Origin of the sequence: Lactococcus sp. UBA7128 (genome assembly GCF_002492185.1) — a bacterium.
Taxonomy (GTDB): Bacteria; Bacillota; Bacilli; order Lactobacillales; family Streptococcaceae; genus Lactococcus; species Lactococcus muris.
On sequence record NZ_DKXK01000008.1, the window covers coordinates 1 to 23,779 of the forward strand.

The following is a 23,779-nucleotide window of genomic DNA, read 5'->3' on the forward strand; positions in this document are numbered from 1 at the left end:
AAATGAGTGTTTGATGAGAAAAAAAGGGGGGGCTTACCGACTCAAAAAAATCCGTCAGCTCTACTCCCTCTGACGGCAACAGGTAAAAAATGAAAAAAGCTTAAGCAGATTCTTACCACCACTGCTTAAGCTCTATTTTTTTATTATATTTAAACTTTTAAGAAACGACGCATCGAAGTGACTGCTCCAAGTGAGCCAATCAAGATTCCGATGAGGAAAAGCAAACCAATCATCATTGGGACAAAACTTTGTGCAGGCAAGAGGTATAAACTCTGTGACTTCAAGCTTGGCGTAAAGCTTGAAAACGCAAGATTATAAAGCCAAGCAATTAAAGCACTCGGAAGAATTGCTCCAAGCAGTCCAACCCAAGCTCCTTCAAGGAAGAAAGGCCAACGGATATAACCGTTGCGTGCCCCAACCAGTCGCATGATTTGGATTTCACGCTGGCGTGACATGATGGTGATACGAATTGTATTTGAAATGAGGAAAACGGCAACCAAAATGAGAAGTGCTGCAGCTGCCCCGCCCCAAATCTTAACATTATTTCCTAAAGCAAGGATACGTTCTGTATTGGCACCACCATAGTTAGCAGATTGGATACCTTCTATCTTTTCAATAGACTGAGCAACTTTTTCTACATCCTGTGGGTTATCCGCTTCGACAATATAGGCATCGTAGAGAGGATTAGCATCGCCCTGGAAAAGAGACCACGCATTCCCCAATGTTTCTGTCAATTGCTTAAGCTGCTCATCCTTACTTGAAAACTCAACTGAACGGATGGCTGGAATTTTTTCAATTTCTGAATAAATTTTTCGATAGTTGGGGTTATCGATTTTTTTATTAGCATTCTTGGGATCTTCTATTTGCTTGTCCATATCATGAACGTTCAATTCCATATATGCAACAACACGAACATTTTTTTCAATATCGCTTGATAACTTCGCTGTATTTAAAATAACGGATAAGAAAATTCCTACCAATGTCAAAGTAATCATGACAGAAGAAACTGCTGCCACAGTCATCCAGCCATTACGGCGAAGATTTTTCAGCGATTCTAACAAATGTTTAAAGAAATTTCTAATCATCGTAACCGTAATCTCCTTCCGCTTGGTCTCGAACGATACGACCATTTTCAATAGCAACAACACGGTGACGTAATGTATTTACAATTTGACTGTTGTGTGTTGCCATCAAAATAGTCGTCCCTTGCAGGTTAATCTTTTCCAACAAGTTCATGATTTCCCATGAGTTTTCCGGATCCAAGTTTCCTGTAGGCTCATCAGCAATTAAAAGCTTTGGTGCATTGGCAATAGAACGCGCAATGGCAACACGCTGTTGCTCACCACCTGAAAGCTCATCAGGGAATGAACGCAACTTGTGCTTAAGACCAACAAGATCTAAAACTTCATTGACACGCTTTTTGATTTCGCGTGGACGTTTACCAACAACTTCCATCGCATAAGCGATATTTTCATATACTGTTTTCTTAGGTAAAAGCTTGTAGTCTTGGAAGACAACGCCAACAGAACGACGCAATAAAGGAACATCACGACGTTTAAGTTTCATCAAGTCAAATTTAGCAACAATACCTGTTCCTTTGTCAATTTTTAGCTCATGATAAAGTAGCTTGATAAAGGTCGACTTACCAGCTCCAGACGGACCAACAATATAAACAAACTCTCCTGCTTCTATATCAAGAGAAATGTTACGTAATGCTGTCGTTCCGTTAGAGTACTTTTTTGATACATTATTTAATTTAATAATATTCATTATCTTTAGTCTCCATTGAATTGTTTTGCAACTTCTTTTCTATGTCATTCTAAACAGATAGAACTAAGAAAATCCTTTTATAAGGAGTTTACGACTCCAAAAAAGCAAAGGTCTTCTCATTATACCAGATAAAAAGATTTTTAGGTATAAATTACATTACTGATTTTCCGAAAAGTTACAAAAAACTTTCTAAAACATTACTCATCTACATTTTCCAACGCAGATAGGCGTGGATAAATCCATCCAAATCACCATCCATTACCTTGTCAATTTGTCCGGTTTCATGTTCTGTTCTGGTATCTTTAACTAACTGGTAGGGCATAAAAACATAGGAGCGAATCTGACTTCCCCATGAAATATCTGCTTGATCTCCACGGAGTTCATCAACTTCCGCTTGTTTCTTGTCCATTTCTAGCTGATAAAGTTTAGACTTCAGCATAGCCATAGCTTTATCACGGTTTCCATACTGTGTCCGATCCATAGTAGAGGCAACAACGATTCCTGTAGGAATGTGTGTTAGACGTACTCCTGTAGAAACTTTATTGACATTCTGGCCACCTGCACCGCCTGAGCGGAAGGTGTCCATCTTGATATCCGCATCACGCACATCTACTTCGACTGTATCATCAAGCTCTGGCATAACATCTACAGACGTGAACGAAGTATGACGACGATTTTGTGAATCGAAAGGAGATATACGCACTAGACGATGTACCCCTTTTTCACCACGTAAAAAGCCGTAAGCATTGCGGCCCTCAAATTTTAATGTAGCTGATTTTAAACCAGCTACATCACCGTCTTGATAATCCAAAATTTCAACTTTGAAGCCATGAGCAGCGCCCCAGCGTTCATACATACGCATAAGCATACTGCCCCAGTCTTGAGACTCTGTTCCCCCTGACCCTGGATGAATTTCCAAAATTGCATTCATATGGTCATAGGGTTGATTGAGCATGATTTCTAATTCATAAGTTTCAATCTTCTTGTCCAGTTTTTCGATATTTTCTTCAAGTTCAGCCTGCATATCTTCATCAGTTTCTTCTTGAAGCATCTCCAACAAGACCTCGCTGTCTTCATGCAGTCTTGCAATAGACATGAAGTTTTCGTACTTAGCCTTAAGTGCATTAGATTCATCAATAACTTTTTGAGCTGCATCATTATCATCCCAAAAGTCTGGCTCTGCCATATCATTATCAAGCAAAGCAATTTCTTCTTCTAGACGATCTAGGTCAAGCGAACTACGAAAGTCCTCGACTTTCTGCCCATAAGACTCTAGCTTGTTTCTCATTTCAGATAGTTCCATAAGCTCCATTTTATCATATTTGTCCCAAAAAAGACAGTAGACCAAATGCTGCTCACGGAATATTCACAGAACATGAGAGACTCGCCTAAGTTTCAACAATGTTCAAAAGAATAAAAGCGTTGAACAATATTATCGTTTGATTGTTTCGCTTAGCCTCCTTTTTGCCATACTGACAAAAATTTTATTGGCTGTGAAAATGACGTTAATGCTACTCTCTTTCCCTTCGTCTGATTCTGTGCTTATTTTCTAGTTTTTCAATAGCCCATTCTGCTGCATCAACCATATAATCTCGAACATCATTTTCCGCAATATCGTGTAATTTAGGCAAAGCTGTGCGATCATTAGCATTAGCCAGTGCATAAATGGCATTACGTTGAATTGGATTTTTTCCTCGCCAGCTTCCAGCCATATTTCCAAATTTATCTGTGAAGGCCTTGTTGGACAAGTCCAAGAGTGGGAGTAACTCAGGGTTTGTCAATTCGGGATCCGGTTCCATTTCTGGATGAAAATGACTATTTATCCCCTTATTATAGGGACATACAACTTGACATATATCGCAACCATAGATGACGGTTTTAATTTTTTCACGAAACTCCTCTGGCATTGCTCCACGCGTTTGAGTCTGATAAGACAAACAGCGCTGTGCATTAAGTCTCCCATCTCCTAATAGAGCACTTGTTGGGCAAAAATCCACACAGCGCGTGCAAGAACCGCACCCGTAGTCTACAGGCTGGTCCGCCTCAATCTCTAAGTTTGTCACTAACTCCCCTAAAAACAGCCAGGAACCATATTCCTTGCTCACGAGTAGGCCATTTTTTCCGATAAATCCAAGACCAGCACGCGCAGCTACTGCCACATCAATTAGAGCCCCTGTATCGACCATTGCTTTATAATTAAAAGAGCCCGCCAACTGCTCTATTCCTTCAGCTAAAGCTTTTAATTTTTTCTGTAAGACATGGTGATAATCTTCACCCCAGCTGCCTCGTGAAAAGGAGCCACGACGAAAGCCCGTCTTTTTCGGCTTACTCTCAGCTTTATTGGGATAGGCTATACCAATCGATATAATCGTTTTTGCATCTTCCAAAGACAACTTAGGTTGCAGACGTTCATCAAGATTTTTATGTTCAAATCCTGATGTATGGCCCGCTTCCTTTTGTTCAATCAAAGACGCACGAAGATACTCAAAATCATCCGCTTTGCTAAAGCCAATTTTCTGAATATTAAGTTCTGCCGCAAGTTTCTGGATTTCTTCTTTTAAACTTTTCATCGCTTCACCCTTTCTTTATACTCATCTTAACATAATTTCTAACAGCAGTTTCAATAATTATGTTAAAATAAGCCTTAGATTATTAAGAAACATGGAGTAAGATATGGCTTTCGACGGTATTTTTTTACATCATATGACAGCTGAAATTTCCGAAATCCTCAAAGGAGGACGGATCCAAAAAATCAATCAGCCATTTGAACAAGAACTTCTTTTAACTATACGTTCAGGACGAGTTTCACATAAACTATTACTTTCAGCACATCCAACCTTTGGACGCATTCAAATCACAAAGACCGAATTTCAAAATCCACAAAATCCCAATAATTTTGTCATGATTTTGCGTAAATATCTTTCTGGAGCCTTTATTGAAAATATAGAGCAAGTAGGCAATGATCGTCAACTGATTTTTCATATCTCAACCAAAGATGAGATTGGTGATTCTATGCAGATTGCACTGGTTGCCGAAATTATGGGGAAACACAGCAACATTATTCTCATGGATAAAAGCAGCAATAAAATCATCGAAACCATTAAACACGTGGGCTTTTCACAAAACCAGTACCGAACGCTCCTTCCCGGTTCAACTTACATTGCACCACCTGCAACAGACAAAATAGATCCTTTCCACGCATCAGATGAAAAGATTTTTGAAGCACTGCAAACACACAAGCTTCAAAGCACTTTCCAAGGTATCGGTCGTGATAGTCTTCAAGCCTTGGAAGGATTGACACTTCCTGAGTTTAAGGAAAAACTCTATACAGTTTTTCCGTCTATTTATCCCAATGATAAGTTTTCCGCTATCAAATTAAACGAAAACTATCAAACCTTTTCCAGTTTGTCTGAGATGCTTGATGTGTACTATGCGGATAAAGCTGGACGTGATCGTGTAAAGCAGGTTGCAAGCGAAGTCATAAAAAAAGTTCAAAATGAACTCAAAAAAAATCGTGACAAACTAAAGAAGCAAGAAGCTGAACTACGTGCAACTGAAAATGCCGAAATTTTTCGCCAAAAAGGCGAACTATTGACAACATTTCTGCATCAAGTCCCTAACGATAAACCTAAGGTAACACTTGATAATTACTATACAAATAAGCCCATTACAATTAGCCTCAATCTCGCACTCACTCCCTCACAAAATGCACAGCGCTACTTTCACCGCTATCAAAAACTAAAACAGGCCGTGAAATTCTTAGATGAGCAAATCAAAAACACCAAACAAACTATTGCTTATCTCGAATCTGTTGAAGCTAACCTCACCCATGCTGATGTGGTTGAAATTACAGATATTCGTGAGGAGTTAATCCAGACAGGATTCATTAAAGCCAGACATCGCAACAATAAAAAGCAAAAAATGCTTCCACCAGAAAAGTATCAGGCAGAGGACGGTACGATTATTTTGGTAGGAAAGAACAATCTCCAAAATGAACAAGTCAGTTTCAAGCTCAGCCGTAAAGGAGATCTTTGGTTCCACGTTAAAGATATTCCTGGCTCGCATGTGTTAATCACTGGCAATCCTAACCCTTCTGACGAAACCATTACTTTCGCCGGAGAACTCGCCGCATATTTCTCCAAAGCGCGTTATTCTAACCTCGTCCAGGTTGATATGATTGATGTTAAGAAACTCCATAAGCCAACAGGAACTCCTCCTGGTTTTGTGACTTACACAGGGCAAAAAACCATTCGTGTCACTCCAGATGAAGCGCGAGTCAAAAAGGCAAGAATAAAGTAAAAGTTCATAAATATTTTTGTGAATTTTTCTTTACCTTTCCAATATTTTTGTATGTTTGTAAAAATTGTCAAAATTCCTTTGAAATACGGAAATTTTTGACATCTTGCGAAGGCATTTTATACTTTGATACAGAAAGTTCTTTATAAAAGCCCTTTTATTTGTTATAATAAAATGTAATTATTTTGTCTGAAGTGTAGTTATATTGGGGCTTTCAGTAAGTTTCTCTTTTTAATTTTAACTTTAGTCATTATGCCATAAAATTTTTTAGAAGGAGCCGCCATGGCCAACGAAAATGTTATCCAAATGATTAACGTTACCAAAAAGTTTGGTGACTTTGTCGCAAATGACAAGATCAACTTGGAGCTGAAAAAAGGTGAAATTCATGCTTTGCTCGGCGAAAATGGTGCCGGTAAATCAACTTTGATGAACATGCTCTCTGGTCTTCTGGAACCTACAGAAGGTGAGATTCATGTTAACGGCAAACTTGAGCAAATAGACTCCCCGACAAAAGCTTCACAGCTTGGTATCGGTATGGTGCATCAACACTTTATGCTGATTGATGCCTTTACCGTTACTGAAAACATCATGCTGGGAAGTGAAGTAACAAAAGGTTTAAGCCTTGACCTAAAAACAGCTCGAAACAAGATTGTTGAATTGTCTAAACGTTATGGACTTGCTGTCGAACCAGATGCGCTTGTTCGCGATATATCTGTCGGACAACAGCAACGCGTAGAGATACTGAAAACACTTTATCGTGGCGCAGATATCTTAATTTTTGATGAGCCCACAGCCGTGTTGACCCCATCTGAAATCACTGAACTCATGTCTATCATGCGTAACTTGGTTAAGGAAGGTAAGTCTATTATCCTTATCACACACAAGCTTGATGAGATTCGTGCTGTAGCAGACCGTATTACCGTTATTCGTCGTGGTGTTTCTATTGAAACTGTTGAGCTTGGTGACAAGTCAAACAAAGAACTTGCTGAAATGATGGTAGGCCGTTCTGTTTCGTTCAAAACAGAGAAAGAAGCTGCAAATCCCCAGGATATCGTGCTTTCCATAGACAACATCTCCGTTAAAGAAAAACGTGGCTCTTTTGCTGTTAAGGGCCTTTCTCTAGATGTACGTGCTGGTGAAATCGTCGGACTTGCAGGTATTGACGGAAATGGTCAAACCGAATTAGTCAAAGCAATCACAGGTTTAATGAAAATTGACTCTGGTTCTGTTAAACTCAAAGGAAAAGATATCACAACGCATAAGCCACGTAAAATTATCGAAGATTCTGTTGGACATGTTCCCGAAGACCGTCATCGTGATGGTGCTATCCTTGAAATGACTGTTGCAGAAAACATTGCTCTTCAAACTTACTATAAAGCCCCATTAAGTAAATACGGTTTCCTCGACTACAACAAAATCAACGCCAAGGCCCGTGAACTCATGGAAGAATTTGACGTTCGTGGTGCTAGCGAGCTCATTCCTTTCAAATCACTCTCAGGAGGAAACCAGCAAAAAGCTGTTATTGCGCGTGAAATTGACCGTAATCCTGATTTACTCATTGTCGCTCAACCAACGCGTGGACTTGATGTTGGTGCCATCGAATACATCCACAAGCGCTTGATTCAAGCACGTGATGAAGGTAAAGCAGTTCTCGTTGTTTCTTTTGAACTCGATGAAATCCTTAACGTTTCTGACCGTATTGCTGTAATTCATGACGGACAAATCCAAGGGATTGTAAATCCTGAAACCACAAGCAAACAAGAGCTAGGAATTCTTATGGTCGGAGGTAATATTAATGAACAGCAAAACTAAAAAAATTCTTGTGCCTGTCATTGCCGTTCTTTCGGGTTTTGCGATTGGTGCAATCATCATGCTCCTCTTCGGATTTAATCCCATTTATGGTTACGAAGATTTAATTATCGGTGCCTTTGGTACGCCACGTGCTATTGGTGAAACACTTCAAACAATGGGACCTTTAATCCTTTGTGCCTTAGGTTTTTCAGTAGGTATGAAGGCTGGGCTCTTCAACATTGGTATGTCCGGCCAAGCTCTCGCTGGTTGGATTATGTCCATGTGGTTCGCTTTAAGCTTCCCTGATATCCCAAAACCGATAATGCTTCCTTTAGTAATCATTATCGGAATGTTCTTTGGTGCGCTCATGGGTGCTATTCCTGGTATCTTGCGCGCTTTTCTCGGGACGTCAGAAGTTATCACTACAATCATGCTTAACTATGTCATCCTCTTCATGTCAACATTCTTGATTCATGATGTCTTTAGTTCAAAGATTATGATGCCAAACTCAAGTGACCAAACACAATTAATCAGTTCAAATGCTTCCTTCCGTACAGCCTGGCTGTCTGATTTAACTAATAATTCTACCTTGAACATTGGGCTCTTCATTGCCCTAATCGTTCTGATTATTATGGCTATTGTCCTTTCAAAAACAACACTTGGTTTCGAAATCAAGGCAGTGGGATTAAACCCAGATGCTTCTGAATATGCAGGAATTTCAGCCAAACGTACCATCATCATGTCTATGATAGTAGCTGGTGCTCTCTCAGGTCTTGGTGGTGTCGTTTACGGTTTCGGATATATGCAAAACTTCGTGACTCAGTCAGTAACACTTGATATTGGTTTCAACGGTATGGCTGTTGCCCTCTTGGGCGAAACAAACCCAGTAGGAATCCTGTTTGCTGCTTTCTTATTCTCAATGCTTCAAACAGGTTCAGGTAACATGAGTAATATTGATAATATTCCACCACAAATTGTACAAATCGTGACAGCTACAATCATCTTCTTTATCGCCGTTAAATTTATTATCGAAAAGGTTCTCCCAAATGTTAAGAAGAAAGGAGAAAAAGCATAATGAATATTGTGGATACACTACAAATTATAGTTGCAAATATGCTCATTTACTCAACACCCTTAATTTTCACAAGTATTGGTGGCGTTTTCTCCGAACGTGGCGGTATTGTCAACGTCGGGTTAGAAGGAATTATGACAATGGGGGCATTCAGTTCTGTTGTCTTTAACCTCGCTCTCAGTGAAAGCTTCGGCGATCTCACACCTTGGTTGGGTATTCTCTTTGGAGCATTTGTTGGTGGTATTTTCTCTCTCATCCATGCTGTTGCGACGATTAACTTCCGTGCCGATCATATCGTGTCTGGTACTGTCCTTAACTTGATGGCACCTGCACTTGGCGTTTTCTTGATTCAAACCTTCTACCACGCAGGTCAAGTCAACATCAGCAACCAAATCGGTTACTGGAATTTCCCCCTCCTATCGAAAATTCCAGTGATTGGACAAATATTTTTCTCACAAACTTCACTACCAGGTTTCATTGCAATTCTTGTTGCCTTTCTTTCTTGGTATATTCTCTTTAAAACAAAATTCGGTCTCCGCCTTCGCTCTGTAGGTGAAAATCCCCAAGCAGCAGATACCTTAGGTATTAATGTCTACCTTATGCGTTACTCTGGCGTAATCATCTCTGGTATCCTCGGTGGTATCGGTGGGGCTATCTACGCACAGTCTATCTCAGGAAACTTCTCTGTAGCGACTATTGCTGGGCAAGGCTTTATCTCATTAGCAGCGATGATTTTTGGTAAGTGGAATCCTATTGGAGCAATGCTTGCCTCTCTTCTCTTCGGCCTCTCAACATCACTGGCTGTAGTAGGTGGACAAATCCCTGTTATTAAAGAAATACCTTCTGCTTTCCTTCAGATGGCGCCATACGTTGTAACTATCATCGTTCTTGCTGCCTTCCTTGGAAAAGCTGTTGCCCCTAAAGCTGATGGTGTCAACTATATCAAAACAAAATAAGACAAAAAAGCATTTCAAGTCTGAAATGCTTTTTTTGTATTCTTGTAAGACTACGGAGTTTTCTACAGCCTCTTCATTTATCTCATCATTCTGGATGGTTACTTATTTATTTTTGAAATAAGTTTTTTGAGGAAATAAACAAGTGTGATGATTAAAACAAGTGTTACTATAAAGATAATGCTGACTAGGATCAATTATTATAAACCACTATTCTATTCGAATTATCTAGCCTTACTCGGACCCATCCTGTCCAAGAAACTATATGAAGAGGTTCTATTGATACCCTTTCTGCATAGCCATTGACACTACAAAATGGTAAAAAGGCTGAACATAAGGCTAGTATACCACTTAACTCTATGATTATTTTTTTCATAAATACCTTTCTTTTTATGTTCTTCTATATTTTACAACTCAACCTCCTTTATAAATTAATATTTTCTGTAAAAAAATCCCTTACAAATGTATTATACCCTAAGATTTAGGCGAAAAATTAAATTATGCCAAATATGTCCTATTTTATCAATTTTTCATAATTTTCCTGATACCACTCTTTCATAAGTCCATTTTGCTTAAGGGACATGTCACAGACCTCCTGCATTATCAGTTTGTATTTTTCTTCTCCTGTTTCTCTATAGCTATATAAACTTTCTACAAAATGATAGGTCGTCTTAGTTAGCTCATCCGACTCCTGTAAAAACTCCTTGGAAAAATCTAAAAAATATCTCGCTGCTATAGATTTTTTTCTTTTTATTCGAGACAGTGCAATTTTCAGTCCAGCTAGTGCTAATCGTCGTTGACAAAAAAAGCGATCCTCAAAGAAATATTTTAAACTTAGAATATCTGTACATATCAGTTTTAGATTACTTGAACTCAAGAGATATGCGGTATGCTGAAAAACAAAGAGTTCGTAATTTGTCCATAAATCTACTGTCATGAAGAAACCCTCCAGTTCCCTAATCTCCTCACAAGAAATCTCCTCTAAAAGCACTTTGACACTCAGGGATAAAAGCAAAAATCTCCTACATTCTTTCGTTTCAAGATAAAATTTTTGGAGAACAGCCTTATCTCCCTTATAATATGCACAATCAATTTCTTGAAGCAAAGCGCCAAAAGGCTCTTCTGCTCCCTTATTGAGCAAAAAACTATAATCTTGTAGACTAATATCCATCTCTTGCAACATGGCATATATCATGTCAAACCCCAACATGATTATACTTGCCTCAAATAGTTTAATCTGATGGCTTGTCACTGGAATATCTGAAAAATCTTGGAGGGAAAAGCCTCTTTGCTCTCTTAATCTCTTGAATACTTTTCCATACCTTGGATATATTTTTTTATCAAGTGTTGCATGATAAAAATCATCTAAACTAAAATCTAACCTCTGCAATAATGCTTCCAACTTAGATATGGGAAAATCAGTTTCTCCTTTTTCATACCTTGTCAAAGTCCTCCGAGGTACAATATCTTCCATTTCCTTTAAGGATACCTTTCTCGCTTTTCTTATTCTCTGGAAAATTTCTCCATAATTCATAGCAGTCATTTATCTTATATTTCTATCTCTTTCCATACATTTTTACTTTCCTATACTTTAATACGCAAAAAATTGATAAAAATAACAAAAAAACACCCAAATACTGAGCATTTTTTCGATAAATACTAATTTTTAGCAGCTGATGCAAATTCTTCTTTAGAGAAAGCTTCGTCCAAAATTTCTTTAAGCTGTTTAGCTGAAGCTTGCATTTTTTGCAATTCAGCGTCGTTCAATGGGATGTTTACTGGGCGAACGATACCTTTATCACCAACGATAGCTGGTTGACCAATGTAAAGATCTTCAACGCCTTCATATTGCCCCTCTTGGAAAGTTGAGAGTGGCAATACAGCATTTTCATTGTCAAGGATAGCTTTAGTGATACGTGCTAAAGCTACAGCGATACCATAGAAAGTTGCACCTTTTTTCTCAATGATAGAGTAGGCAGCATCTCGAACTGATTCGAAAAGTTCAACCAGTTCTTCTTCTTTGACTCCTCGACTGTCTTTAAGGAATTCTTCAAGATTAACACCAGCAACGTTAGCATGTGACCATACAGCAAACTCTGAATCTCCGTGCTCACCCATGATATAAGCATGAACTGAACGAGCATCAATATCAAGTTTTTCTGCCAAGGCTTGGCGGAAACGCGCAGAGTCAAGTGATGTTCCTGAACCAATGACGCGTTCTTTAGGGAAACCAGAGAATTTCCATGTTGCATAAGTCAAAATATCAACAGGGTTAGCAGCAACAAGGAAGATACCATCAAAGCCAGAAGCCACAATCTCAGTAACCACTTGTTTAGTGATACGCAAGTTTTTCTCAACGAGATCTAAACGCGTTTCACCTGGTTTTTGTGGAGCACCAGAAGTCAACACAACCAAGTCAGCATCATGGGCATCTGAATAATCCGCAGAGTAGATTTTTTTAGGAGAAGTAAACGCAAGTGCGTGTGAAAGGTCTTCTGCATCACCTTGTGTTTTTTCTTTGAAAATATCTACGATACCCAATTCTTGCGCAATTCCTTGGTTTACAAGTGAAAAAGCATAGCTTGAACCTACGGCACCATCACCAACGAGGATAACTTTTTTATGTTGTTTAGTCATAATAATTTCATTCCTTTCCTGAATGCAATAATAATGTTTACTGTACTATTATAGCATTTTTTCACAATCCTGTCACATTAGAAAGTGATATATATCACATTGTAACGCTTACATTTTAATTATCGTAAATAGCTGAAGTTTTTGGCTGCAAAATAAAGTATATTTTTGTTTTTCTATGGGCAGCAGCATCTTTTTATTATCTTTTTATTATATGAAAAAACGCCTTTTACAGGCGATTAATCTTAGAATAAACTCTTAAAAATTATTTGATTGTACGGATACGCATGGTATTTGTACGGCCTGAACCAACCGGTACACCAGCAACAATAACGATATTATCACCTGACTCTACTAGACCAGAAGCCAGTGCAGCTCTCTCAGCTACTTCAAACATATCATCTGTTGAATCTGGTTTATCCATAAGCATTGGGATAACACCCCAGTTGATCATAAGTCCACGCTCGACTTTTTCGTCAAAGGTGATTGCCAAAATGTCGGCCTCTGGACGATATTTAGAAATCAAACGTGCAGTAGCACCTGACTCAGTCAAAGCAACAATAAGTTTCACTTCCATTGATTCTGCAGCATTTTTAACTGCTGAAGCAACAACCTCTGTTACTGAATCTTTATCACAGTTTTCTGGGTGAAGGCGTCCGTATTCTTTCAACAATGTTTGAGCATTTTTGTTAACTGTAGCCATTGTACGAACTGATTCACGTGGATATTTACCATTAGCAGATTCACCTGAAAGCATCGTTGCATCTGTACCGTCAATAACTGCGTTAAAGACGTCAGAGATTTCAGAACGTGTAGCACGTGGTTTTTCAGTCATAGATTCAAGCATGTTTGTCGCTGTAACAACGACTTTACCTGCTTGGTTCACTTTACGGATGATTTCTTTTTGGAACACAGGAACCATTTCGAATGGTACTTCAATACCCATATCACCACGAGCAATCATGATACCATCAGCTGCATCTATGATTTCATCAAGGTTATCAATACCTTGCTGATTTTCAATCTTAGCCAAAAGTTGAACGTGTGTATTTCCAGTTTCTTCAAGGATGGCACGTACTTCGTTAACGTCTTTAGCAGTACGCACAAAGGAAATAGCGATAAAGTTCAAACCGTTTGGTTGTGAAAGACCAAAACGAATATCGTCATTATCACGTTCTGCAAGTGCTGGGAACGGAATTGTAGTGTTAGGGATATTCACACCTTTTTGTTTACCAATCGCACCATCATTTTGTGCTACAACATCAAATTCACGTGCTTCAACGTCTTTAGCAGCTACTGTAAGTCCCAATTTTCCATCGTCGATAAGGATTGTTTGACCTACCTCAACATCGTCAAAGATGTCGAGTCCGCCAGCAACATTCAAAGCAATATTATCACGTGTTGATTTCAAACCTTGTTTTGTAGAAACACGGAATTTATCACCAGTAACATATTTGTATTCATCTGCACCATCTTCGAATACTTCAGTACGCATTTCAGGCCCTTTTGTATCAAGCAGGAATCCAACTTTACGACCAGCAATTTCTTCTGCACGAAGCACAGTTGCCATACGTGCTGCTTGTTCAGCGTGGTCACCGTGTGAGAAGTTGAAACGGAAAACATCCGCACCTTCATTGATTAAATCCGCAATTGTTTGTGCTGATGTTTCAACATCAAGCTCTTCTGCCCAGTATCCTTTTTCTCCGAATTTTTTACCGCCACGAGTTTCTACCGCAGGTCCAAGTGTTGAGACAATTTTTACACGTTTGTTCATTTTGAGTCATTCTCCTATTTTATAAATATACTCCTTACCTAGTAAAATGTGAGTACCTTATGGTTTAGATAACCCGAAAATATCTAGATAAGATGATAAATAATAACTTAATTAAATTTGATGTCAAGGTTGTTTAAATCAGCGTTTAAACGATAGAGCTCCAATCCAGCTTTATGTGGATTGTTAACAACGATTTTACCTTCTTCTGTCAGACTGAAAAGTGCACCTTCTTCTGCAGTACCAAGGATTGGACTTTCGACAAGTTTTTCATTACGAATGCCGACAGCAACCCCACCGATGCCGTCACGAAGTAGTTCAACCGCACGCGCACCCATACGTGATGCGAGGACGCGATCTCGCGGTGTGGGTGAACCACCACGTTGAATGTGACCAAGCACAGAGACACGAAGATCAGAGTCATCGCCAGCAGCTTTGAGTTTCATGGCAAATTCTTCACCCGACATAACGCCTTCGGCAACAACGATGATATGGTGATTTTTTCCTTTTGCATAACCTGACTTGATGTTACGAACAATGCTTTCAAATTTGAATTCTTTTTCAGGGATTGCAATATCATCAGCCCCTGCCGCTATACCAGACCAAAGGGCGATATCTCCAGCATTACGCCCCATAACTTCAACGACAAAAGTACGGTGATGAGATGATGACGTATCACGAATTTTGTCAATGGCATCGACAACTGTTGACACAGCCGTATCAAACCCAATAGTAAAGTCTGTACCCACGATGTCGTTATCAATAGTACCAGGAAGTCCTACTGCAGGAAAGCCATGTTCAGTTAAACGCATAGCACCATGATAAGAACCGTCACCACCAATAACAACGACACCTTCAATGCCATGTTTCTTGAGTTGTTCAATACCCGCAAGCTGCCCTTCAAGTTGAGCAAACTCTGGGAAACGCGCTGAATACAAGAAAGTACCACCACGTCCAACTTTATCACCAACACTTGCTGATGTCAGTGGGAAAATATCGCCTGCTACCATCCCTGCATAGCCGTGGTTGATACCGTAAACTTCGATATCTTCAGAAATCGCTTTACGAACAACAGCACGAATGGCTGCGTTCATACCTGGTGCATCACCACCAGAAGTCAAAACTGCAATGCGTTTCATTAAAGTTTTTTCCTCCATCATATCTGATACTTAATTTGCAAAAGCAAATTTAAAGTTCAATTTTTGTTTCATGTTTATTATATCACGATATGAAAAAAAAATCTCTTTAAAACGCTATGATAGCGTTTTTATTTACACTTTCCTAAATGTAATGGTTTTCAATTCACAAAAAACACCTACTGTTCAAAAGTCTATTTTCTAGACCATTGAGTAGAAAAAAGTTGCCCTTATGGACAACTTTTTCTTCTGTAATATTAAGCTTGATAACGTTTCACACCATCAAGGTAAGTTGCAACAAGTTCAAGATGTTCATCAAGAACGATAAAGTCTGCATCCAAGCCTTCTTTGATTTGACCACATAGGTTATCAATTTTTACAGACTTCGCAGCGTTTAAGGAAGCCATTTTAATCGCTTCAGCTGGTGTCGCAATTTGCCAGTCTGCAACATTTTTTACTGCATCTTTGAGAAGCAGGATGGAGCCTGCAAGATTACCGCCTTCTTTCAAACGTGCAGCCCCATCTTTAACAATAACTGGAAACTCACCAAGGTAGTATTCTCCATCACTCAGCCCTGCTGCACGCATTGAATCAGTAATCAGTACGACATGATCCGTGCCTTTTTCACGCATCAAAATTTGACAAGCTTCTGGACGCACATGGAAACCATCGCAAATAAGTTCTGCATAGGTATTGGATAAGTTGAATACCGCACCAACCATACCCGGCTCACGATGATTGAGCCCTCGCATACCATTAAAGGCATGAACCCACATCGTTGCACCAGCTTGGACTGCTGCCACTGCATCAGCGTAAGTTGCATTGGAGTGACCAAGTGCGACAGTGAAACCATGTCCCACTGCCTCTTTAACAAATGCAGTGGAGCCTTCACGTTCTGGTGCAATGCCAATCTTAATCGGAAGTCCTTTTGCTGCTGCATCATATTGTGCAAGTTCGTCATATGAAGGATCACGCATATATTTAGGATTTTGGGCGCCCTTAAATTCCTCGGTAAAGTATGGGCCTTCAAAGAAAAGACCACGAATTTTAGCACCTACTGCCTTGTCGGCATTTGACCCGATTTCCTCTGCAATTTCCAACAATTCTTCATGACTAGCAGTTACAGCAGTTGGGAAAAAGCTTGTAACACCTGCAGCAAGCAGGCCCTCGCTCATAGTTTTGATGATGCCCTCAATCTTACGATCATTAGTATCTGCTCCCCCAAAACCATGAATATGTGTATCCACCAGTCCTGGAGCAATGACTTGTCCTGAACAATCTAAAATTTCTGCCCCTGCTGGCGCCTCCGCTGTCCATTGTCCAAATTTACCATTATTGATTGATAAGAAACCGCCTGTCTTCACTTCATAAGGATAGAAAAATTTGTCTGCTTTAATATAATAGGTCATAACTTGCTCCTCCGCTGCCCTGTATTCACCAATATTCTAACATTCAACAATAAAAAAGTCAAGAATTGGTATATATCAATACTCGACTTTTTTATTGTTCTTTATTTAGATAATTCTAGCAGTTTTTGCTTAATCTCATCTTCCATCTTGATTAGCTCTTGCTCAGACTGCTGACGTTTTTGGCGTCCGTCAGACTGTATACGCATTGTTTCTTGAATCGTGTCAATGAGATTTTGCTGTGTTACTTTCAACGTTTCAACATCAATAAGACCACGTTCATTTTCTTCTGCTGCTTCGATAGTTGAAGACTTAAGCATTTCAGAGTTCTTGCGAAGAAGATCATTTGTTGTTTCAGAGACGATACGTTGACTAGCCAAAGCATCCTTTTGCTTCAGCAAAGTCAAGGCAATAGCAACCTGATTTTTCCAAAGTGGAATAGCAGTATTGATTGACGTTTGAATTTTCTCCGCAAGCTCTTGATTCGTATTTTGAATCAAGCGGATTTGCGGTGCTTGTTGAATCGTCAATTGGCGAGCTAAGCGTAAATCATGTGCACGCTTATCCAATCGATTTTTATAAGCTTCAAGATCACTGACCTTTTGAACGGCGAGAGCACCATCATCACCTGTTCCCTGCGCTTCTCGTCGTGCTGCTGGAAGAATCTCCTGTTCAAGCTCTTCAATTTTGAGTTCAGCACCAGCAATGTACACATTAAGTGCCTTAAAGTAATTTAGGTTTTCATCATAAAGCTTGTCAAGCATTTCATTGTCTTGCAACAAACCCTGTTGCTCATTATTTAGCTTTGCTGAAATTTTGTCAATGCCGGCACCGATTTTTTGATATTTTTGCGTTACTTCAAAAATTGACTTTTTAACCTTGCCAAACATTCTCTGGAAAACACTTTTATTTTCAGCGACAAGTTCATTTGGATTAGCTTGCTGTAAATTATACATTAAGTCAGTCAAAGAACCACCGACTTCCCCCAAATCTTGTGCTTGAACTTTGTCTAAAACACTTTGTGAAAAAGCCGAAATTTTATCTTGAGCATTTGCACCATAAGCAATTACTGACTGTGAGCTGTTCTCATCCAACTGCTTTGCTAGCTCTCTAGCCTTGGCTAGTTCCTCTGGGCTCAATGCATCTATTGCACGTAGAGAGGCTCTTTGGTGCATATCTACCAACTCTGTCTTTTGACTTTCCGACAGAGCCTCTGCTTCTTTTACAACCTTATCATCATTAATTAATTCATCTAAAATAGGGTTTTCCATTGTTACTCCTTAATCAAACTTTACTTCATGTTTAATGACATTCACATCATCCATCAAAATATCATGGTAATTTTTGGAAATATTGGCTGATAATGTCTTAATCAAAAGCAATGTTTCATCCATATCACGCTTTATTTCTTGAGATTTTACAGATTGTTTTTGCATCTCAATATACTTCTCGGTTAATTTTACCATATTTGGCAAGTCTTTATAGAGAAATTCATTCTGTTTCGTTAACTGTGTAGGATTCTGAACAATATATTTGAACAGGAGTTTACTTGCTTCAATACCACCTGTTACTGAATCAACGACTTCTAACTCATCACTTCTCTTAGTGTTTGCTTCCCATTTTTCAATATTCTCTTTGGCATCAGCTAAAGTATCGCGAAAGATTTCGATGTCACTTTCAGAAAGTCCTGCTTCTTGGTAGCGTTGGATATTTTCTTTACGTGCTGGCTTTTTCGGTGGCTTATCCTTTTTTATGCTTTTCCTTCTTAGCAAGCTTATAAGCCAAAGTGCTACTAGTAGAACTAGAATTGCCCATATAAACCCAGACATTCCATTCATCATAATCCCTGTCATATGCATTTTTAGCCTCCGTTCTTGTTTCCTGTTATAACAAGCTTTCTTTTCTTATTTCATCAGCCAAATGGCTATACTTTAATTTTATCATATTCTGAGAAAAACTTTTCAGACTTTCGTATGATTTCAAACAAAGGATAAGCTTAGTTTGAGAAATTTTAATCAAGTACATGCCCTTTTTTACCGGGCTAATATGTGATGAGTTCTAATTCTGCTTTTAAAAGGCTTTCATGTCTTCAGTGAATTTTAATACATATTGTGGTAAAATGAGAGTGTCTTGGGCTATGAGTAGCCACGATAAACTAGTAAAGGAAAAAGTATGAATCCACAAAAAATTGCCGTGCTTGGTCCTGGATCATGGGGAACTGCTCTTTCACAAGTTCTTAATGACAATGGGCATGAAGTTCGTATTTGGGGAAATAATGTTGACCAAATTACTGAAATTAATGAAAAGCATACCAACGAACGTTACTTCAAGGGAATCACTTTGAATCAGAATATTTCAGCCTACACAGACCTTGAGGCTGCCCTGTCCGATGTTGATGCTCTTCTCTTTGTTGTTCCAACAAAAGTAACCCGTTTGGTTGCTCAGCAAGTCGCCCAAGTCCTCAAACATAAAGTGACAGTCATGCATGCCTCTAAAGGGCTCGAACAAGGAACTCACAAACGTATTTCTTCAATACTTGAAGAAGAAATTCCAGAAGAATACCGAAGTGAGATTGTTGTGGTTTCTGGTCCGTCACATGCCGAAGAAACAATTCGACGTGACATTACTTTAATCTCCGCGGCTTCAAACAATTTAACAGCGGCTAAGTATGCGCAAGAGATTTTTTCTAATGATTATTTCCGACTTTACACCAACACTGATGTTATTGGTGTAGAAACTGCTGGTGCTCTGAAAAATATTATTGCTGTTGGTGCTGGTGCTTTGCATGGTCTTGGTTTTGGTGATAATGCTAAAGCAGCAATCATCACACGAGGTTTAGCCGAGATTACACGTCTAGGAGTCGCTATGGGAGCTCAACCACTCACTTACAGCGGTTTATCTGGTGTAGGCGACTTGATTGTGACTGGAACTTCAATTCATTCGCGAAACTGGCGTGCTGGTGATGCACTTGGGCGCGGTGAAAAGCTTCCGGACATTGAAAAAAATATGGGAATGGTGATTGAAGGGGTATCAACAACCAAGGCTGCCTACGAGCTTGCTCAGAGCATGAACATTGATATGCCAATCACAGAAACAATTTACAAAGTTCTTTATGAAAATTTGGACGCACGTGAAGGTATCTTAGATATTATGAGACGTGAAACACGGGCTGAAAACGAATTCAGCATTTAAACTAAAAAGGAGAAACTTTTTCAAAATGACTAAAACTGTTCAAAAACAAAAAGTAAGAAAAGCAATTATTCCTGCAGCAGGGCTTGGGACACGCTTTCTTCCAGCAACAAAGGCTCTTGCCAAAGAAATGTTGCCTATTGTTGATAAGCCAACAATTCAATTTATTGTTGAAGAGGCTCTAAAATCTGGTATTGAAGATATTCTTATCGTTACCGGAAAAGCAAAGCGCCCCATTGAAGACCATTTTGATTCGAATATCGAATTGGAGCAAAATCTTAAAGAAAAAGGTAAAACTGAACTTCTAAAACTCGTGGAAGAAACAACTGACATCAATCTCCATTTCATCCGTCAAAGTCATCCTATGGGACTGGGACATGCGGTTCTTCAAGCAAAAGCATTTGTTGGTGATGAACCTTTTGTGGTTATGCTTGGTGATGACCTTATGAATATCATGGGAGACGGGACACCTTTAACAAAAGAATTGATTGCAGATTATGAAAAAACTCATGCTTCTACAATTGCGGTCATGAAAGTTCCACACGAGGATGTAGATAAATATGGTGTAATCGCTCCTGAAGGTGAAGTTTCTAAAGGTCTCTATAATGTAGCAGAATTTGTTGAAAAACCAGCTATTGAAGATGCTCCCTCTGATCTTGCTATCATCGGTCGTTACCTTTTAACTCCGGAGATTTTCCAAATTTTAGAAAAGCAGAAACCTGGTGCAGGAAATGAAATCCAATTGACCGATGCCATTGAAACTTTAAACAAAACCCAGAGGGTCTTTGCGCATGAGTTTACAGGTAAACGTTATGATGTTGGAGACAAGTTTGGCTTTGTCGAAACTACCATAGAGTATGGGCTCAATCATCCACAAATCAAGAATGAATTGCAAGATTATATCATCGCAAAAGCTAAAGAACTTTCAAAAGCTGAAGCAAAAACTGAAAAATGATGTAAAGCTGTCCGAGAAATAGGACAGCTTTTTATAACCTTTTATCTGGCTGAACAAAACTATTCCAAACTTCTTATTTTGTCTAATTTATGCTATCATGGAGAGGATGAAATTTTTCAAAGAAACCAAGATTAAAACTCTGGATATTGTCATTATTCTTGCCTTACTGGCCGCTTCATTTTCTGTTTTCTTCCTTATACCCAGTAAGGCAACTGGAGCAGAAGCTCAGTTGCGCATTCAAGGAAAAGTAATTCGAACCTTTGATTTAAACAAGAACCAGACCTGGACCTATCACTCTGCTGATGGAGATTATAATGAAATCCAAGTAAAGGACGGAGCCATTGCTGTCATTAAGGCCTCTTGTCCTGACCAAATAGATGTACAACGTGGTTTTATTGCAAAAGTTGGTGAAACGATTGTTTGCTTGCCCCATCACTTGGTCATCGAAGTTGTCAGTGGACAGCAAGATTCGGGAGTAGACTATAACGGATGAATGTAAAAGAAAATATCTATGTGGCTCTACTCACCTCGGCCGCTGTTGTCATGGGAATTTTTGAGAGCTGGATCCCCTCTTTTTTCGCTTTTGCTCCTGGAGCAAAGGTTGGTTTGGCCAACCTAGTTATGATTATTGCAATATTTACCCTAAACTGGCGTAAAGTTTGGACAATGCAAATTTTGCGGTTACTGATTACAGCATTATTCACTGGTTTTTCTGTTTTTATCTACTCTACCGCTGGAGCAATTTTAAGTCTCTTAGCGATGTACCTTATGAAACAGTTAGGTCCTCGTCGAGTTTCTCTCATTGGCATTTCTGTTGTCGGTGGTTTCTTTCACAATCTAGGACAACTCGCCATTGCCTCACTTTTAGCAGGAACAAGTACCGTGCTCCTCTATCTCCCTTGGTTATCTTTTTTTGGGATTCTCGCAGGATTTGCTATTGGTGTCGGAGGGAATCAACTTATTCAGCGGGTAGAACCAATTCAGTTATTATTTATCAAAGAAAGTAAAAAATGGACGTAAAAAATACAATTTGGTCAGAATATCCAAAATTAAGAGCCTCATTAATTAAAGTTCAAAAGTTAATGAAGCAACAAGTTGGCATCAAAAATGAAGACATTAAGTCGGCTATTTTTGATCTCTTTGATGCGGGCGGGAAAATGCTGCGCCCTGCTTACTTATTGATGTTTGCTGATTTTACAACTATGGATAATAAACATAAAATTGCCTTGGCTGCCAGTGTCGAAATGCTACATACTGCCACACTTATCCATGATGATATTGTAGATCAAGCAGACACACGGCGTGGTGTAGAGACCTTATCTAAAAAGTACAATCCGTCTATTGCTGTTTATGCTGGTGACTATCTATTTGTTGCTGTTTTCAAACTTTTGGCAAAACATTCCTTTAATCTGCCCAATTTGACAAAAAATATCGGTTCCATTGAAAGATTGCTGGGTGGTGAACTGGGACAATTGAATAAACATTTTGATTTTGAGCAAACAATGGATGATTATATTCAAAATATTTCTGGAAAAACTGGCGAACTTTTTGCCATGTCATCATCAATCGCTCCTCTCATTATGAAACAGGTCCACTTATCCGAACTCGCGTATAATATCGGCATGGATATTGGTATTGCCTTTCAAATTATGGATGATTATCTCGATTATGCTAGTAATAGCGAGACTCTAGGCAAACCTGTACACGAAGACATTAAACAGGGAATCTTTTCTGCCCCTGTTCTCTTTGCCTTAGAAATAGACCACGAATATGTTAAGGCTTTAGTTCAGAATGAACAATTTGATGAAGTTTACACCTTTATTCAAGAATCTGGAGCACTTACTAAAACCAAGGATTTGGCTAAAGACTATACAAACAAAGCACTCAGACTAATCAATAAACTGCCTGAGGGGGAAACCCGCAATAATCTCAGTAGTATCACAAGAAAACTTTTGGAACGGAACTTATAATGAACCCTGAAGAATTTTACGCACAACTTGAAACTTTTGATATTTTCTTAAGTGAAAAGCAAAAAGGACAGTTTGAACGCTATTTTGAGCTTCTCGTTGAATGGAATGAGAAAATTAACCTCACAGCAATTACGGAGAAAAAAGAAGTTTTCCTCAAGCATTTTTATGATTCTGTAGCTCCAATTCTCTACAAGCTCATTCAGAATGAACCGCAAAAAATCCTTGATATTGGAGCTGGAGCTGGTTTCCCAAGTTTGCCAATGAAGATTATTTTTCCCGAATTACAAGTTACAATTATTGATTCCCTAAACAAGAGAATTAACTTCTTGTTACTTCTGACTAATGAGCTGGGTTTAGAACATATTACACTACTTCACGGTCGCGCTGAGGACTTTGGACAAAATCTCAACTACCGTGGACAGTTTGATATCGTGACAGCACGCGCAGTTGCTCGACTTAACGTGCTTTCTGAGCTTACTCTTCCCTTCCTTACGAAAAACGGACGCTTATTGTCGCTTAAAGCTGCTAAGTTTGACGAAGAACTTAACGATGCTAAAAACGCTATTGCTGTTTTAGGCAGTAAATTCATTGAGCAAATAGATTACCAACTTCCCAACGGTGATGAGCGCCATATTGCTATCATTGAAAAGAAAAAAGAAACACCCAAAAAGTACCCACGTAGAGCAGGTACTCCAAATAAAAAACCACTTTAATAAACTGTATTGATATAAATACTGAAAGAATAAAAACGGTTCTGTATAATCTGTGGTGGTAGATTAAAATCTACTGCCCTTTTTTTATACAAGAAAAGTCATAGTAATTCGCTAAAATGTAGT

The 23,779-nt window shown here is 39.0% G+C and carries 21 protein-coding genes; 10 read left to right on the forward strand and 11 right to left on the reverse strand.

Annotation, left to right across the window (positions count from 1 at the left end; genetic code table 11):
• Window positions 1-149: 149 nt before the first annotated feature.
• The 4 genes from ftsX to queG form a co-directional block, all read right to left on the reverse strand.
• A complete protein-coding gene (ftsX, locus tag B4H39_RS01035) occupies window positions 150-1,085 on the reverse strand; it encodes a permease-like cell division protein FtsX (RefSeq protein ID WP_251422260.1) in 936 nt (311 codons plus the stop codon).
• On the reverse strand, window positions 1,078-1,770 hold the full coding sequence (gene ftsE / locus B4H39_RS01040; protein ID WP_251422258.1) for a cell division ATP-binding protein FtsE: 693 nt from the start codon (window positions 1,768-1,770) through the stop codon (window positions 1,078-1,080). Before ftsE ends, ftsX begins: the two co-directional genes overlap by 8 nt.
• A 205-nt stretch (window positions 1,771-1,975) precedes the next feature.
• Window positions 1,976-3,073 (reverse strand): peptide chain release factor 2, encoded by a 1,098-nt coding sequence (prfB, locus tag B4H39_RS01045; protein WP_202230988.1) that lies wholly within the window; start codon window positions 3,071-3,073, stop codon window positions 1,976-1,978.
• A 208-nt stretch (window positions 3,074-3,281) separates the two neighbouring features.
• Window positions 3,282-4,340 (reverse strand): tRNA epoxyqueuosine(34) reductase QueG, encoded by a 1,059-nt coding sequence (gene queG, locus B4H39_RS01050; protein ID WP_251422255.1) that lies wholly within the window; start codon window positions 4,338-4,340, stop codon window positions 3,282-3,284.
• Window positions 4,341-4,443: 103 nt separating this feature from the next.
• Here queG and B4H39_RS01055 point away from each other — a divergent pair, with 103 nt between their 5' ends.
• The 4 genes from B4H39_RS01055 to B4H39_RS01070 all read left to right on the forward strand — a co-directional run bounded on the left by B4H39_RS01055 (window position 4,444) and on the right by B4H39_RS01070 (window position 9,885).
• The gene (locus B4H39_RS01055; RefSeq protein WP_251422252.1) at window positions 4,444-6,069 is read left to right on the forward strand and encodes an Rqc2 family fibronectin-binding protein; all 1,626 of its coding nucleotides are present in this window, start codon (window positions 4,444-4,446) and stop codon (window positions 6,067-6,069) included.
• A 279-nt stretch (window positions 6,070-6,348) separates the two neighbouring features.
• Window positions 6,349-7,878, forward strand: coding sequence for an ABC transporter ATP-binding protein (locus tag B4H39_RS01060; protein ID WP_251422249.1), 1,530 nt, complete (start codon window positions 6,349-6,351; stop codon window positions 7,876-7,878).
• Window positions 7,862-8,932, forward strand: coding sequence for an ABC transporter permease (locus tag B4H39_RS01065; RefSeq protein ID WP_202230984.1), 1,071 nt, complete (start codon window positions 7,862-7,864; stop codon window positions 8,930-8,932). The genes B4H39_RS01060 and B4H39_RS01065 overlap by 17 nt, the downstream gene beginning before the upstream one ends.
• On the forward strand, window positions 8,932-9,885 hold the full coding sequence (locus tag B4H39_RS01070) for an ABC transporter permease (protein WP_202230983.1): 954 nt from the start codon (window positions 8,932-8,934) through the stop codon (window positions 9,883-9,885). The genes B4H39_RS01065 and B4H39_RS01070 overlap by 1 nt, the downstream gene beginning before the upstream one ends.
• A 511-nt stretch (window positions 9,886-10,396) precedes the next feature.
• Here the strand turns inward: B4H39_RS01070 and B4H39_RS01075 are convergent.
• The 7 genes from B4H39_RS01075 to B4H39_RS01105 form a co-directional block, all read right to left on the reverse strand.
• Window positions 10,397-11,425, reverse strand: coding sequence for a helix-turn-helix domain-containing protein (locus B4H39_RS01075; RefSeq protein WP_271328272.1), 1,029 nt, complete (start codon window positions 11,423-11,425; stop codon window positions 10,397-10,399).
• Between the two features lie 116 nt (window positions 11,426-11,541).
• Entirely contained in the window at window positions 11,542-12,525 is a 984-nt protein-coding gene (locus B4H39_RS01080; protein ID WP_202230991.1) for an L-lactate dehydrogenase, read from the reverse strand.
• 256 nt (window positions 12,526-12,781) lie between these two features.
• Window positions 12,782-14,290, reverse strand: coding sequence for a pyruvate kinase (pyk, locus tag B4H39_RS01085; protein WP_202230981.1), 1,509 nt, complete (start codon window positions 14,288-14,290; stop codon window positions 12,782-12,784).
• A 107-nt stretch (window positions 14,291-14,397) separates the two neighbouring features.
• Window positions 14,398-15,426: a 6-phosphofructokinase gene (gene pfkA / locus B4H39_RS01090; RefSeq protein WP_202230980.1), complete on the reverse strand. Its 1,029-nt coding sequence runs from the start codon at window positions 15,424-15,426 to the stop codon at window positions 14,398-14,400.
• Window positions 15,427-15,680: 254 nt separating this feature from the next.
• On the reverse strand, window positions 15,681-16,832 hold the full coding sequence (gene nagA, locus B4H39_RS01095; RefSeq protein ID WP_251422243.1) for an N-acetylglucosamine-6-phosphate deacetylase: 1,152 nt from the start codon (window positions 16,830-16,832) through the stop codon (window positions 15,681-15,683).
• Between the two features lie 101 nt (window positions 16,833-16,933).
• Window positions 16,934-18,100 (reverse strand): toxic anion resistance protein, encoded by a 1,167-nt coding sequence (locus B4H39_RS01100; protein ID WP_202230978.1) that lies wholly within the window; start codon window positions 18,098-18,100, stop codon window positions 16,934-16,936.
• Between the two features lie 9 nt (window positions 18,101-18,109).
• The gene (locus tag B4H39_RS01105) at window positions 18,110-18,688 is read right to left on the reverse strand and encodes a 5-bromo-4-chloroindolyl phosphate hydrolysis family protein (protein WP_338147170.1); all 579 of its coding nucleotides are present in this window, start codon (window positions 18,686-18,688) and stop codon (window positions 18,110-18,112) included.
• A gap of 313 nt (window positions 18,689-19,001) precedes the next feature.
• Between B4H39_RS01105 and B4H39_RS01110 the strand changes: the two genes are divergently transcribed.
• The 6 genes from B4H39_RS01110 to rsmG all read left to right on the forward strand — a co-directional run bounded on the left by B4H39_RS01110 (window position 19,002) and on the right by rsmG (window position 23,656).
• On the forward strand, window positions 19,002-20,021 hold the full coding sequence (locus tag B4H39_RS01110; protein ID WP_202230976.1) for an NAD(P)H-dependent glycerol-3-phosphate dehydrogenase: 1,020 nt from the start codon (window positions 19,002-19,004) through the stop codon (window positions 20,019-20,021).
• Between the two features lie 25 nt (window positions 20,022-20,046).
• The gene (gene galU, locus B4H39_RS01115) at window positions 20,047-20,973 is read left to right on the forward strand and encodes a UTP--glucose-1-phosphate uridylyltransferase GalU (RefSeq protein ID WP_271328271.1); all 927 of its coding nucleotides are present in this window, start codon (window positions 20,047-20,049) and stop codon (window positions 20,971-20,973) included.
• Window positions 20,974-21,070: 97 nt separating this feature from the next.
• Window positions 21,071-21,466: a NusG domain II-containing protein gene (locus tag B4H39_RS01120; RefSeq protein ID WP_251422234.1), complete on the forward strand. Its 396-nt coding sequence runs from the start codon at window positions 21,071-21,073 to the stop codon at window positions 21,464-21,466.
• Window positions 21,463-21,993 carry a Gx transporter family protein gene (locus tag B4H39_RS01125; protein WP_251422232.1) on the forward strand — a complete coding sequence of 177 codons (531 nt, stop codon included), beginning with the start codon at window positions 21,463-21,465 and terminating at the stop codon, window positions 21,991-21,993. Before B4H39_RS01120 ends, B4H39_RS01125 begins: the two co-directional genes overlap by 4 nt.
• Window positions 21,984-22,943, forward strand: coding sequence for a polyprenyl synthetase family protein (locus B4H39_RS01130; RefSeq protein WP_251422229.1), 960 nt, complete (start codon window positions 21,984-21,986; stop codon window positions 22,941-22,943). The genes B4H39_RS01125 and B4H39_RS01130 overlap by 10 nt, the downstream gene beginning before the upstream one ends.
• Window positions 22,943-23,656 carry a 16S rRNA (guanine(527)-N(7))-methyltransferase RsmG gene (gene rsmG / locus B4H39_RS01135; RefSeq protein WP_251422226.1) on the forward strand — a complete coding sequence of 238 codons (714 nt, stop codon included), beginning with the start codon at window positions 22,943-22,945 and terminating at the stop codon, window positions 23,654-23,656. Before B4H39_RS01130 ends, rsmG begins: the two co-directional genes overlap by 1 nt.
• Window positions 23,657-23,779 lie beyond the last annotated feature (123 nt).